Below are 12707 nucleotides of genomic sequence, written 5' to 3' on the forward strand. Positions count from 1 at the left end.
TCCTACGGAGTGACCGGTACGTTCGTCAGGCCCTTGCCGCCCGTGACCGTGTTGCTGCCGTAGACCGTTGTCCCGCAGCTTCCGCCGGCGTTCGTCACGTTGATCGCCAGCTGCTTGTCGCCCGTGGAGCCGCGCAGGTCCGACGTGTTGGAGCGGAAGACGGTGCCGCAGCCCCAGCCGGGCTGCTGGGTGTGAGTCTCGTAGCCGTTGTTCGTCGTGGCGCTGCCCTTGTTGTTCTCGACCAGGACGTCGTTGCCCTTCACGTCGACCCATGAGTCGTCGAAGTTGGCCCCGGTCAGGCCGCTGCCGTCGAAGGTGTTGCCCACGATCCGCGCGCCCGTCGTGCCCTCCTTGATGTCGACGTTCTCGCCGCCGACGTCCGGGCCGATCGTGTTGCCGGTGATCTGGATGCGGTCGCTCTTGTCGGAAGTGCCGCCGGCCGTGCCGACGTAGACGCCCTCGCCCATGCCGCGGCCGTCGTTGCCCGTGTCGTAGATCCGCGAGTTCTCGATCGTCCCGTCCGTGCTGGAGTTACGGAAGTGGACGCCCTCCATGTCGAGCCCGTGGACGGTGACCGTGTCGACGACGACGCCCTTCGCCGAGTCGATCATGATGCCTTTCTGGCCGCCGGTGACGGTGATGCCCCGCACCGTCCAGTACGAGGCGCCGTTCAGGTGCAGGCCGTAGCCGCCGCCTGCCGTAAGAACCGCCTTCGCGGAGCCGGTCAGGGTGATGCGCGAGCCGGAACTCGCGGCGATCGACGTCTTGAAGTTGCCCGTGTACGTGCCGTCGGCGAGATGGATCGTGTCGCCTGGGGCGGCCGCTGTGAGTGCCGACTTGAGCTGGGACGCGGTGGAGACCTCGATGACCTGGGCGGCTCCGGCGGCGGGCGTCGCGAGAGCCGTGGCGGCGGCGACGAGCACGGAGGCGGTCAGAGCGGGCAGGAACGCGGAACGGATGCGCATGTGGGGGTGCCTTCCCGTCGGTTCGTGCAATGAGTGTTCTCGTACGTGAACTTTGGGTGCACACATGAACGTAAGGGTGTGGCATGACTGCGTCAAGGTCTGGACCAGGAGGCGTGTGCGGGGAGGGAAACGTGGCGGATACACGAGTAACTCCCGTGCCGTAACAGGCCGTTGCCAGGATCCCCGGATCATTGGAGATCGTGAGGGGAGCCGTCAGCATGGCAGTACAGCAGCGACCGGAGACGGGCACGAGCCGCCGGGCCTTCCTGCGCAACGTCGGGGTGACCGGCGGCGCGGGCGCGATGTTCGCCACCATGGGCGCCCTCGGGCTCGCCCCCACCGCACAGGCCGCCTCCCGCGAACAGGCCTACAGCGCACCGAAGTCGGGCGACTTCACGCTCACCGGGCGCGGCACCGCCAAGGTCGTCGTCGTGGGCGGCGGCATCGCCGGACTCGCGACGGCGTACGAACTCGGCAAGGCGGGCTACGACTGTACGGTCCTGGAGGCCAGAGACCGCACCGGCGGCCGCAACTTCACCGTGCGCGGCGGCGACAGCACCGTCGACCTGTACGGCACCCGGCAGACCGCGCGCTTCTCCCAGGGCCAGTACCTCAACGCGGGGCCCGCGCGGCTGCCGCAGTGGATGGTCACCCTCGACTACTGCCGCGAACTCGGCGTCCCTATAGAGGTGTTCACGAATACGAATGCCGACGCGTACCTCTACAACGAGTCCGCCGGCATGACCGCGCCCGTGCGCTACCGCACCGCCAAGGCCGATGTGTACGGCTACGTATCGGAATTGTTGGCCAAGGCCACGAACAAGGGCGCCCTCGACAAGGAACTCACCGCGTCCGACCAGGACCGCCTCATGGAGTTCCTCAAGGACTTCGGGGACCTCGGCGACAAGCTCACCTACGAGGGCGGGGAGCGCCGCGGCTACACCACGGTCCCGGCCGCCACCGGGACGCCCGGCGCGCTGCTCGGCGACGTGCCCTCCGCGTCGGACGTGTTCGCCAGCGGTGTCGGGCGGTACTTCTCCTTCGAGTTCGGCTTCGACCAGGCCATGCTGATGTTCCAGCCCGTGGGCGGCATGGACCAGATACCCAAGGCCCTGACGCGGGCGATCGGCGCGCACAAGGTGCGTACGGGCGCTGTCGTCAGCAGGATCACGCAGACGGCCGGTGGGGTCACCGTCACGTACGCGCAGGGCGGCAGGACCCGGGCCGTCGAGGCCGACTACTGCGTCGGCGCACTGCCGCCCAACATCCTCGCCAAGATCCCGCACAACCTCGGCTCCGGGGTGCAGTCCGCCCTGGAGGCCATCACTCCGCAGTCCGCCGGCAAGATCGGCCTGGAGTACCGGTCCCGCTGGTGGGAGCTCGACCACAGGATCTACGGCGGCATCACCGAGACCGACCTCGACGTCACGCACATCTGGCACCCGTCCTACGGCTTCCACGGCGAGCGCGGCGTACTCGTCGGCTACTACAACTACGACGGTGACGCCGACGCGTACGCGAAGCTCACACCGGGCGATCGGGAGAAGCGGGCCGTGGCCGCCGGCGTGAAGATCTACGGCGAGAAGTACCGCACCGAACTCGCCTCCTCCTTCTCGCACCACTGGCGCCAGACCCCGCACCTCGAAGCCGCCTGGCACGACACCCCCGGCGGCCCGGACGACCCCCGCTACAAGCCCCTCAACGAGCCCACGGGCCGTGTCTACTTCGCGGGGGACTGGCTCAGCTACACCGACGCCTGGCAGCACGGAGCGTTCACCTCCGCGCGCCGGGCCGTCACCAAGCTCCACGCGCGCGTGCTGTCCGCCTGAGGCGAACGGCAGGTAAGAGCCCGCTGTGAAGGGGCGCGGGAGGGAATGCCCGCGCTCCGCCGCACGTTCTTGACAGAGAACACGAGGAGGAGCGGTCACAGTGCTTGATCCGCAGGGTTTGTACGCATGGGAGCCGAAGGGCCTGGCCGTGGTGGACATGGCGCTCGCCCAGGAGTCGGCCGGACTGGTCATGCTCTACCACTTCGACGGATACATCGACGCGGGTGAGACCGGCGACCAGATCGTGGACCGGGTCCTCGACTCGCTGCCCCATCAGGTCGTGGCGCGGTTCGACCACGACCGGCTCGTCGACTACCGGGCCCGTCGCCCGCTGCTCACCTTCCGGCGCGACCGCTGGACCGACTACGACGTGCCCGCCCTCGAGGTGCGGCTCGTCCAGGACGCCACCGGTGCGCCCTTCCTGCTGCTCTCCGGCCCCGAACCGGACGTCGAGTGGGAGCGTTTCGCCGCCGCCGTGAAGGAGATCGTCGAGCGGCTCGGGGTGCGCCTCGCGGTCAACTTCCACGGGATTCCGATGGGTGTCCCGCACACGCGGCCCGTCGGCCTCACGCCGCACGGCAACAGGACCGACCTCGTCCCCGGCCACCGCAGCCCCTTCGACGAGGCGCAGGTCCCGGGCAGCGCGGAGTCCCTCGTGGAGTACCGCCTCATGGAGGCCGGGCACGACGTGCTCGGTGTCGCCGCGCACGTCCCGCACTACATCGCCCGCTCGCCGTACCCCGACGCCGCGCTCACGGTCCTCGAAGCCATCACGGCGGCGACCGGTCTGGTGCTGCCCTCGGTGGCGCACGGGCTGCGCACGGAGGCGTACCGCACGCAGACGGAGATCGACCGGCAGATCCAGGAGGGCGACGAGGAACTCGTCGCGCTCGTCCAGGGACTTGAGCACCAGTACGACGCGGCCGCGGGCGCCGACAGTCGCGGGAACATGCTGGCCGAACCGACAGACATCCCGTCCGCCGACGAGATCGGCCTCGAGTTCGAGAAGTTCCTCGCGGAACGCGAGGGCGACGCGTAGGGGCTGTGCTGAGGGCTGAGGCCAGGGCTGTGGTCAGCAGTGGGGCCCTCGCTTAAGCTGCCCGCATGCTGAAGGTGGGTCTGACCGGCGGAATCGGTGCCGGCAAGAGCGAGGTGTCCCGGCTGCTCGTGAAGCACGGGGCCGTACTGATCGACGCGGACCGGATCGCACGGGAGGTCGTGGAGCCCGGAACTCCCGGCCTCGCCGCGGTCGTCGAGGCCTTCGGGAGCGACGTGCTCGCCCCGGACGGCACCCTCGACCGGCCCGCGCTCGGCGCGATCGTGTTCGCCGACGCGGACCGGCTCGCCGTCCTCAACTCGATCGTGCACCCGCTCGTCGGCGCCCGCTCATCCGAACTCGAAGCCACCGCCACCGGTGACTCCGTCGTCGTGCACGACGTGCCGCTGCTCGCGGAGAACGGCCTCGCGCCGCTGTACGACCTCGTGGTCGTCGTCGACGCGAGCCCCGAGACCCAGCTCGACCGCCTCGTGCGCCTGCGCGGCATGAGCGAGGAGGACGCGCGCGCCCGCATGGCCGCCCAGGCCACCCGCGAAAAGCGCCTGGAGATCGCCGACATCGTGATCGACAACGACGTACCGCTCGACGAGCTGCACCGGCGGGTCGACGCCGTCTGGGCCGACCTCGCGCAGCGGGCGGCCGGGGCCTAGGAGGGGGACGGGCGTGGTCGTACTGGCGGCGTTCATGTTCCTCGGCGGCCTGGTGGCGATCCTCGCCGGGGCGTACGGGCTGCGGCGGACCCGGCGGATCAGCGAGGCCGGACGCGTCACCCAGGCACTCGTGAAACCCCCGCAAGCGGGTTCCGAGCGGCCGCTGCTGCAGTTCGAGACGCACGACGGCCGGGTGGTCGAAGTGGCGTCCCCGGCGCCGCCCACCCGACGGCATCCGCTGCCGGCGGGCGCCGTGGTCGGTATCGCGTACGACGTCGACGACCCGCGCGAGACCGTGCTCATCGGCGGCGAGCGGCCCGGCCTCGACTGGGGGTTCGTGGGCGCGGGCGCGACGCTGGTCGTGCTCGGCGCGGTACTCGCGGTGACCTGGAGCTGAGCCTGAGAGGTCGGACGTACGTACGTCGGGGTGTTATGGGGGAGGAATAGGGCCGACAGTCCACGCTGTTGACGTGGATGACGAAGGAGGGAGACAGCTGTGCCCCACTCCAACCCGGAGACGCACGTCATCGACTTCCGTGCCGCTGAGCACCTGCTCGCGGCGCGCGACCCGCGAGGCGCGGTGAAACTGCTCGACCCGGTCATCGCGGCCCACCCCGAGAACACGGCGGCGCGGCTGCTGCGTGCTCGCGCGTTCTTCGCCGCGGCCCAACTGCGCGCCGCCGAGCTCGAGTTCACCATCGTCCTGGAGCGTGAGCCGGACAATGCGTTCGCGCACTTCGCGCTCGCCCGCACCTACCAGCGTGCCGCGCGGCCCGACCAGGCGAGGCGCCACTTCCGGCTCGCCGCGGCGCTCGACCCGCAGCCGGACTACGTGGCAGCTGCCGCCTTCGACGACACTCCGTAAGGCCGCTGCCACTCCGTAAGGCCGCTGGAGGGACTGCCTGAGGTCGCCGAGGGGAACTCCCCGAGGTTGCTGAGGGGATTCAGGGCTTGTCGTCGGGGGGATCGTAGGGCGGCACGTCGGGGCCCGGCTGGTAGTGCGGGCCCTGTCGGATGTGGCGGGTGATCATGAACAGGTCGACGGTCACGATCAGCCACAGCACCCCGCACGCGAAGGCCCACCACGGGCGGTCCGTGAGGATGAACGCGACCGTGCCGAAGATCGTCCAGGCCAGACCCCAGATGCTGAGCCACAGCCGCGCGCGCAGGGCACTGCGCGCGGTCACCGGTTCACTGCCCGTACGCATCGTCACCGCCTCCGCCCGTGAAGAGGTACCCCCTCCAGGGTGCCTCTTCACGGGCGGAGGCGTCGGGTACGCCCGCACCCTCGCGCGGCGCACCGTTCCCTGAAAGGGTTAAGTGGTTTCCGGCCGGTGGAGGGGGAGGGCGCGTGCTGGACAGGCAGAAGAGCGGTGAGCGGCTCGCGGGATGGGCGGAGGCCCTCGACGGGCAGGAGCGGGCGGAGGCGGTGATCCCCGACGCGGAGGACCTGCCCGAGGTCCTTCTCGACCTCGGGGTCGCCCACGAGGACATCAACGAACTCGTCGCGCTGCGCCCCCGCGTGACCGACGACCCCGGGGTGCGTGACCTCCTGGAGCGTGCCGTGGGCGCCGTCACCCGGGACATGGGCACGGTCGGCGGAAGTCCCCGCTTCCCGTCGCCGCCCGACGGCGGTGACCTCCTCGAACGCTGCTTCTCCGTGTACGTCTACGTCGCGGCGCTGCCCGCCACGCGCGCGTACCACCGCAGTCTCGGCGTGCCGGACGACGTCTCACGGCGCACCCTCGCCGACCTCGGGCGCCACATGGCCGTCCACCGCAGGCGGTACGGCAGTTGCGGCATCCACGCGGTCGCCTGGCTCGGCCTGCATTTCCACGGGGAGCTGTACCAACTGGGCCGGCTCCAGTACCAGCGGGCCCGGCTCGGCGGGCGCTCGGGGAACGGGGTCGCCGCCGCGGGCCGGCCGCTCACGTCGGGCGACCCGTGCCTCAGCCTCCACATCCCCGACTTCCGGGGCCCGCTGTCGCCGCGCGCGTGCGACCGGTCCCTGGCCCTGGCCCGGGAGTTCTTCGCGCGCCACTACCCAGATGAGCGCTACGAAGTCGCCGTGTGCCACTCCTGGCTCCTCGATCCCCAGCTGAAGGACCATCTGCCGAAGGACACCAACCTGGTGCGCTTCCAGGAGCGATTCCGGGTCGCGTGGGAGAACACGGAACCGGACGACGAGGGCCCGGTCGGCTTCGTCTTCGGCGACCCCCGTCTCCCCGTCGAGGACCTGCCGCGCCGCACGAGCGTCGAGCGGGCCGTCGGCGACCATCTGCGGCGCGGCGGGCACTGGTACGGAGGGCATGGCTGGTTCCCGCTGTCATGGTCGGGAACTACCGCCTCGGAACGGCTCGTTGAAGGGGCATGAGCCTTGAGATGCGTGACGGATACGGAGGGACGGGACCCGGCGCCATCACGCCGGACGGCTGCGCGGTCGATCTGTACGCGCGCCTGCCCGCAAGGGAAGAGCCCGACATAATCGCTGCCGCCGTGCCCGCGGGAGCGAGCATTCTCGAACTGGGCAGTGGCGTCGGCCGGATGACGCACCCCCTCGTCGAGCGCGGCTTCACGGTCACGGCCGTGGACGAGTCCGCCGAGATGCTGGAGCGCGTGCGCGGGGCGCGGACGATCTGCTCGCCGGTCGAGACGCTGGACGCGGGCGGCACGTTCGACGTGGTGCTGCTCGCGTCGTTCCTCGTGCACGCCGGGGACGTGGCGGTACGGCAGGGGATGCTCGACACGTGCCGGCGTCATGTCGCGGACAGAGGCTGCGTGTTGATCCAGCGCGAGGGCCCGGACTACCACACGAACCTGCCGCGCGAGCGCGTGGACCCGAGCGGATTCACCGTCCGCATCGTGTCCGCGGAGCCCGTGGGGGACGGGGTGAACTCGGTTCGTGCGGAGTACGAGTTCCCCGACGCGGCCTGGACGCACACGTTCCTGGCACGGCCCCTGACGCAGGAGCAGTTCGAGGAGGCGCTCGCCGAGGCCGGGCTGAAGGTCGACCAGTACCTCACGGACGACCAGGTGTGGGTACGGGCGGTGCCTGCATAACGGTGCCGGGCGACCGATGAGTTGTGCGGGGCGAGGCCGTCTATACCGGTGACAGCCGAACGGCACCGGCGCACCACCCGGCGCCGACTCACCGAGGAGCACCCCATGTCCGAGACCACCGCCCCCGTCACGACCGCCGCCGCCTCCGCCACCTCCGCCCCGGCCGCCGGCAGGGCCCGCGCCGCCCGCATCGCGCTGCGCACGCTCACGGTGCTGCTCGCGCTGTTCTACGGCGTCGCGAGCGCCCTGCCCAAGCTGATCGCCCACCCGTCGGCGGTCGAGTCGTTCGACACGATCGGGTGGGGGAGTGCGGCGATGTACGTCATCGGCGCCCTCGAACTGGCAGGTGGAATCGCTCTGTTGGTGCCGGTGCTCTCCGGGGTCGCCCCGATCGCGCTGAGCGCGCTGATGGCCGGCGCGTTCGTCGTCCAGATGTCGTACTTCGACGGGGAGAACGCGGCGACGCCGCTCATCCTGATCGTCCCGCTGGCGCTGCTCGCGTGGACCCGGCGCCGGAGCAACGCGGATCTGGTCCGCCTGGTCAAGCGCCGCGTGTGACCCGCGCCGCCAGAGGCTGACCCCGTCGACCTGTACAGGGACGGGGTCAGCTTTTGTCGCGTCCGTCCCTGTGCTGCTCGGTCGGTGGTACCGGGCCTGCGCCGAGCGTCGCGCGCAGCCGGTCCATGTCCCTGCGGTCCCGCTTCGTCGGACGGCCCGCGCCGCGGTCGCGGATGGCCACGGGGGCGACGGCCGCGCGCGGCGGGGGCGGCGGGCTGTTGTCGACGTAGCACTCGACGGCCACCGGGGCGCCCACGCGCTTGCGGATCAGGCGCTTCACGATCACGACCCGCTCGTGCCCGCCGGCCTGCCGCACCCGCACCTCATCGCCCACGCGCACGTTGTAGGCGGCCTTCACACGCTCACCGTTGACCTTCACGTGCCCGCCCCGGCACGCCGTCGCGCCCGCCGAGCGCGTCTTGGCCAGCCGCACGGACCAGATCCAGCTGTCGATCCGCACGCTCTCACCGGCGCCGGGACCGGCCGCCCGCGCCGCGTCCGCGGTGCTCGAAGCGGTACTCGAAGCAGTATGCGAACCACCACCCGCACCCACACCAGTGCCCGAAGCAGAATCCGAAACAGAATCCGAAGCCATGTACCGACCTTAATCCCGGATTGCCCCGATCCGGCGAGTCACCCGGAAGGCACACATCACCCCGACGGATAATCCGGACAAAATGCCGCGCATCTCAAGGCAGCCACCGGACAGCGAGGGGTATGGACGCCATGGACGCCAGGGACCTGCAAGCCGAAGTCGACGGCCTGATGGAGGGGCTCCGTGCCGACCTGGAGCGGCTCGCCGCCATCCCGTCGATCGCGTTCCCCGGCTTCCCGGCCGAGCCCGTCCAGGAGGCGCACGACCTGCTGGTCGGGCTGCTCAGGGACGCCGGCGTCGAGCGCATCGAGCAGATCGACCTGCCCGGCACCGCCCCCGTCATCTTCGGCGAGATCCCGCCGCCGACCCCCGACGCGCCCACCGTCCTGCTCTACTCGCACTACGACGTCCAGCCGCCCGGCGACGAGAAGCTCTGGAAGTCCCCGCCCTTCGAGCCGACCCCCGTCGAGGGCGGACTGCGGGCGCGCGGCATCGCCGACGACAAGTCGAACGTCATCGCCCACCTGGGAATGCTGCGGGCCTTCAAGGGCCGCCCGCCCGTCGGCGTCAAGATCGTCTTCGAGGGGCAGGAGGAGTACGGCAGCCCCTTCGACGACTACCCGCCCACCGACCCCGACCGGTTCGCCTGCGACGCCATGGTCATCGCCGACCTCGGCAACCTCCGCCCCGGCACCCCCACCCTCACCACGGGTCTGCGCGGCGCGTCCGAGGTCGTCGTCGAGGTCCGCACCCTCGAAGAGCCGCGCCACAGCGGCGAGTTCGGCGGCGCCGCCCCCGACGCCCTGCTCGTCCTGCTCAAGGCCCTCGCCACCCTGCACGACCTGCACGGGGACGTCGCCGTCGAGGGACTGCGCCGCGACGAGTGGACCGGCGCGAGCTACACGGAGGACGAGTTCCGCTCCCTCGCCGGTGTCGAGGACGGCCTTCCGCTCATCGGCAGCGGCACCCTCGGTGAGCGTCTGTGGAGCGGTCCCGCGATCACCGTCATCGGCCTCGACGCCCCCGCCGTCGAACACGCCGCGTCCGCCGTCGTGCCGTACGCCCGCGCCAAGCTCAACCTCCGCTTCCACCCGCTCCAGGACCCGAAGGAGGCGCAGGCCCGGCTCGTCGATCACCTGAGTTCCCTCAAGCCCTTCGGTATCCCGCTCAGCATCACCCCCGGCGACACCGGCCCCGGCTACGAGGCCGCGACCGGCGGTCCCGCCTACCGCGCCGCGCTCACCGCGCTCAAGGAGGCCTGGGGCACGGACGCCTCCTACGTCGCGACCGGCGGCTCCATCCCGCTCGTCAACGGCCTCGCGAAGGCCGCCCCCGGAGCCGAGGTACTCCTTTTCGGCGCGCAGGACAGCATGTGCAACCTGCACGCCCCCAACGAGCGCGTCCTGTTCTCCGAGCTGCGCAGCACCGTCGTCGCGATGTGCGCGTTCGTCCGCGAGTACGCCGCCGGCTTCCGCGCCGGAGCAGCCTCATGAGTGCGCCCACCGACACGGAGGCACCCCAACAGCCGCAGCCGAAACGCAAGTTCACCTTCCCGAGCGCCCTGACCGTCCTCGCGATCGTCACGATCGCCGTCTGGGCGCTCGCCTTCCTCATCCCCTCGGGCCAGTACGACCGCAACGACTCGGGCGCCCCCATCCAGGGCACGTACCACCGCGTCGACTCCGGGCAGTCCATCGTCGACCGCCTCAACGACCTGTTCCTGTCCCCGGTCAACGGCCTCTACGGCATCCTGGACCCCAAGACGGCCGTGGTCGCCCCGGACAACACCGGTGACCTGTACGGCAGCGCGGGCGTCTTCCTCTTCGTGCTCGCCATCGGCGCCTTCATCACCGTCGTCTTCGCGACCGGGGCCCTCGACCGCGGCATCGGCAGGCTCGCCCACCGGCTGCGCGACCGGGGCGCGCTGCTCATCGCGGGCATCATGGTCGTCTTCTCCGTCCTCGGCACCGTCGAGGGCTTCGCCGAGGAGACCCTTGGGTTCTACGGCCTGATCGTGCCGCTGATGCTCGCGCTCGGCTACGACCGGATGACCGCCGTCGGCGCGATCATCCTCGGCGCGGGGGTCGGGGTGATGTGCTCGACGGTCAACCCGTTCGCCACCGGCGTGGCCTCCTCCGCCGCCGACATCTCGCTCGGCGACGGCATCATCCTGCGCTTCATCATGTGGATCGTCCTGACCGCCGTCACCGTCGCCTACGTCATCCGCTACGCGAAGCGCGTGGAGAAGGACCCCGAGCGCTCCCTGTCAGGGTTCCTGCCGGGGGACCGGGACCAGGCGCAGGCCGAGGCCCACGCGGTCGAGGTGCCGGAGCTGACCGGCCTGCACAAGGCGGTCCTGACCGTCACCGCCCTCGTGTTCGCCTTCATGATCTTCTCGGTCGTACCGTGGTCGAGCGCACTCACCGGGAAGGCCGACGCGACCCCGTACGGCTTCGAACTCGGTTGGTCCTTCCCGCAGTTGGCCGCCCTGTTCCTCGTCGCGGCCGTGCTGGTCGGGATCGTGGCACGGATGGGGGAGCAGAAGCTCAGCGCGACGATCATCCAGGGCGCGGCCGACTTCATCTCACCCGCGCTCGTCATTCTGCTGGCCCGCGGTGTCACCGTGATCATGAACAACTCGAAGATCACCGACACGGTCCTGCACTCCATCGAGGGCGTCGTGAAAGGCACCTCGTCCGGCGTCTTCGCGATCATCGTCTTCGTCGTGAACCTGCCGCTCGCCTTCCTGATCCCCTCGACCTCTGGCCACGCCACCCTCGCCATGCCGATCCTCGCGCCGCTCGCCGACTTCGCGGGCGTCTCGCGCGCGGTCGTCGTCACCGCGTGGCAGGCCGCCAGCGGCTGGATGAACCTGTGGGTGCCGACCACGGCCGTGACGATCGGCGGCGTGGCCCTCGCCAAGGTCGGCTACGACAAGTATCTGCGGTTCATCTGGCCGCTGCTGGCCATCCTGTTCGTGCTGATCTGCGGATTCGTGGCGGCGGGTGCGGCGTGGACGTGAGGGGTGTGCGGCGCGCCGACAGCGGTCAGCCGTAGTGGTCGGCGTCGGCGTCGGCGGTCGGCCGTCAGGCGTACGCCGTCAGCGGCGCGTGCGGCGGCGGGTCCGTTCGCCGGGAGTCTCGATGAACTGGAGCTCCAGGGCGACCGGGGCCGGGGCGATCCCGGGGCCGCCCGCCTCGGCCCAGCGCAGGATCTCGTCCGTCGCGTCGTCCCCCATCGACCAGCCGATCCACGCGGGGCGTCCGCCCCGTCGCCGGCCCTCGCCCGACGGCTGCACGACCATGACGTTCGCCTGGTCGCACGGGCCCAGACAGTCCGTCACCCGCACCGCGACCCGCCCGCCGGACGATTCGGCCGCGGCCCGCAGCCGCTCCAACTGCCACGCGTGGTCGTAACCGGGGTACTTCGCCGCATTGCCGCAGCAACAGCCCCGGCACACCACGAGGGTGCAGGGGCGGGTACGGGCGGCGCCTATCGGTGTCCGGGTGGGCACAGAACTCCTTGTCCGGGCGGGCACGTAACTCCCGCGTACAGGTACGGGAGCGATTCTCCGTCATGTGCGCCCGCCGCGGCGGTCAGGGTGATGATGAAGGTCGGCCCAGACCGTCTTGCCGGGGGCGGACGGGCGAGGGGTGACGCCCCAGTCGTCCGCGAGCGCGTCGACGAGGAGGAGGCCGCGGCCCGACTCGCCGTCCGGATCCGGCGTTCCCGTGACGGGGAGCCTCTCGGCGCAGGTGTCGGTGACTTCGACGCGTAAGGCACCGTCGGCCTCGGCGGTGAGGCGGAGGTGGAAGTCCCGGCCGGGGACGTGGCCGTGGCGGACGGCGTTCGCGGTCAGCTCCGCCGCGATGAGGGTGACGGTCTCGTTGGTCGGTGAGGTGTAGGGGTGGCCCCAGTCGTTCAGACGGTGCGAGATGAGACGGCGGGCGACTCGTGCGCCGCGTGGGGTCGAAGTGAACCGCATGGCGAACT

15 protein-coding genes are annotated in these 12707 nt (G+C 70.9%); 10 read left to right on the forward strand and 5 right to left on the reverse strand.

Annotated elements, in window-relative coordinates; genetic code table 11:
* Window positions 1–2: 2 nt before the first annotated feature.
* On the reverse strand, window positions 3–965 hold the full coding sequence (locus AC07EJ_RS07065) for a right-handed parallel beta-helix repeat-containing protein (protein WP_478883904.1): 963 nt from the start codon (window positions 963–965) through the stop codon (window positions 3–5).
* Between the two features lie 302 nt (window positions 966–1267).
* Here AC07EJ_RS07065 and AC07EJ_RS07070 point away from each other — a divergent pair, with 302 nt between their 5' ends.
* The 5 genes from AC07EJ_RS07070 (at window position 1268) to AC07EJ_RS07090 (ending at window position 5366) form a co-directional block, all read left to right on the forward strand.
* On the forward strand, window positions 1268–2794 hold the full coding sequence (locus AC07EJ_RS07070; RefSeq protein ID WP_478883932.1) for a flavin monoamine oxidase family protein: 1527 nt from the start codon (window positions 1268–1270) through the stop codon (window positions 2792–2794).
* Window positions 2795–2894: 100 nt separating this feature from the next.
* Window positions 2895–3833: a PAC2 family protein gene (locus AC07EJ_RS07075; RefSeq protein ID WP_389475236.1), complete on the forward strand. Its 939-nt coding sequence runs from the start codon at window positions 2895–2897 to the stop codon at window positions 3831–3833.
* A 65-nt stretch (window positions 3834–3898) separates the two neighbouring features.
* Window positions 3899–4501: a dephospho-CoA kinase gene (coaE, locus tag AC07EJ_RS07080; protein WP_389475238.1), complete on the forward strand. Its 603-nt coding sequence runs from the start codon at window positions 3899–3901 to the stop codon at window positions 4499–4501.
* Between the two features lie 13 nt (window positions 4502–4514).
* Complete coding sequence (locus AC07EJ_RS07085) at window positions 4515–4898, forward strand: DUF3592 domain-containing protein (protein ID WP_389475240.1); 384 nt, start codon at window positions 4515–4517, stop codon at window positions 4896–4898.
* Between the two features lie 99 nt (window positions 4899–4997).
* Window positions 4998–5366: a tetratricopeptide repeat protein gene (locus tag AC07EJ_RS07090; protein WP_362905625.1), complete on the forward strand. Its 369-nt coding sequence runs from the start codon at window positions 4998–5000 to the stop codon at window positions 5364–5366.
* A 79-nt stretch (window positions 5367–5445) separates the two neighbouring features.
* Here AC07EJ_RS07090 and AC07EJ_RS07095 read toward each other — a convergent pair whose 3' ends face one another.
* Window positions 5446–5709, reverse strand: coding sequence for a DUF6343 family protein (locus AC07EJ_RS07095; RefSeq protein ID WP_389475243.1), 264 nt, complete (start codon window positions 5707–5709; stop codon window positions 5446–5448).
* A 221-nt stretch (window positions 5710–5930) separates the two neighbouring features.
* Here AC07EJ_RS07095 and AC07EJ_RS07100 point away from each other — a divergent pair, with 221 nt between their 5' ends.
* From AC07EJ_RS07100 to AC07EJ_RS07110, 3 genes are all read left to right on the forward strand, one after another.
* Window positions 5931–6875: an acyltransferase domain-containing protein gene (locus AC07EJ_RS07100; RefSeq protein WP_389475652.1), complete on the forward strand. Its 945-nt coding sequence runs from the start codon at window positions 5931–5933 to the stop codon at window positions 6873–6875.
* 8 nt (window positions 6876–6883) lie between these two features.
* Window positions 6884–7561, forward strand: coding sequence for a class I SAM-dependent methyltransferase (locus AC07EJ_RS07105; RefSeq protein ID WP_389475654.1), 678 nt, complete (start codon window positions 6884–6886; stop codon window positions 7559–7561).
* Window positions 7562–7666: 105 nt separating this feature from the next.
* Complete coding sequence (locus tag AC07EJ_RS07110; RefSeq protein WP_389475245.1) at window positions 7667–8119, forward strand: DoxX family protein; 453 nt, start codon at window positions 7667–7669, stop codon at window positions 8117–8119.
* A gap of 46 nt (window positions 8120–8165) precedes the next feature.
* Here the strand turns inward: AC07EJ_RS07110 and AC07EJ_RS07115 are convergent, their stop codons facing one another.
* The gene (locus tag AC07EJ_RS07115; RefSeq protein WP_389475247.1) at window positions 8166–8714 is read right to left on the reverse strand and encodes an RNA-binding S4 domain-containing protein; all 549 of its coding nucleotides are present in this window, start codon (window positions 8712–8714) and stop codon (window positions 8166–8168) included.
* Between the two features lie 131 nt (window positions 8715–8845).
* Here AC07EJ_RS07115 and AC07EJ_RS07120 point away from each other — a divergent pair, with 131 nt between their 5' ends.
* Complete coding sequence (locus AC07EJ_RS07120) at window positions 8846–10207, forward strand: M20/M25/M40 family metallo-hydrolase (RefSeq protein ID WP_478883905.1); 1362 nt, start codon at window positions 8846–8848, stop codon at window positions 10205–10207.
* Window positions 10204–11736, forward strand: a complete 1533-nt coding sequence (locus AC07EJ_RS07125; RefSeq protein WP_389475251.1) for a YfcC family protein — start codon at window positions 10204–10206, stop codon at window positions 11734–11736. Before AC07EJ_RS07120 ends, AC07EJ_RS07125 begins: the two co-directional genes overlap by 4 nt.
* 78 nt (window positions 11737–11814) lie before the next feature.
* Here AC07EJ_RS07125 and AC07EJ_RS07130 read toward each other — a convergent pair whose 3' ends face one another.
* Both AC07EJ_RS07130 and AC07EJ_RS07135 read right to left on the reverse strand, forming a co-directional pair.
* The gene (locus AC07EJ_RS07130) at window positions 11815–12228 is read right to left on the reverse strand and encodes a (2Fe-2S) ferredoxin domain-containing protein (protein WP_389475253.1); all 414 of its coding nucleotides are present in this window, start codon (window positions 12226–12228) and stop codon (window positions 11815–11817) included.
* Window positions 12229–12288: 60 nt separating this feature from the next.
* Window positions 12289–12699 (reverse strand): ATP-binding protein, encoded by a 411-nt coding sequence (locus tag AC07EJ_RS07135; RefSeq protein ID WP_389475255.1) that lies wholly within the window; start codon window positions 12697–12699, stop codon window positions 12289–12291.
* Between the last annotated feature and the right edge of the window lie 8 nt (window positions 12700–12707).

Source organism: Streptomyces sp. NPDC045026 (genome assembly GCF_056432625.1).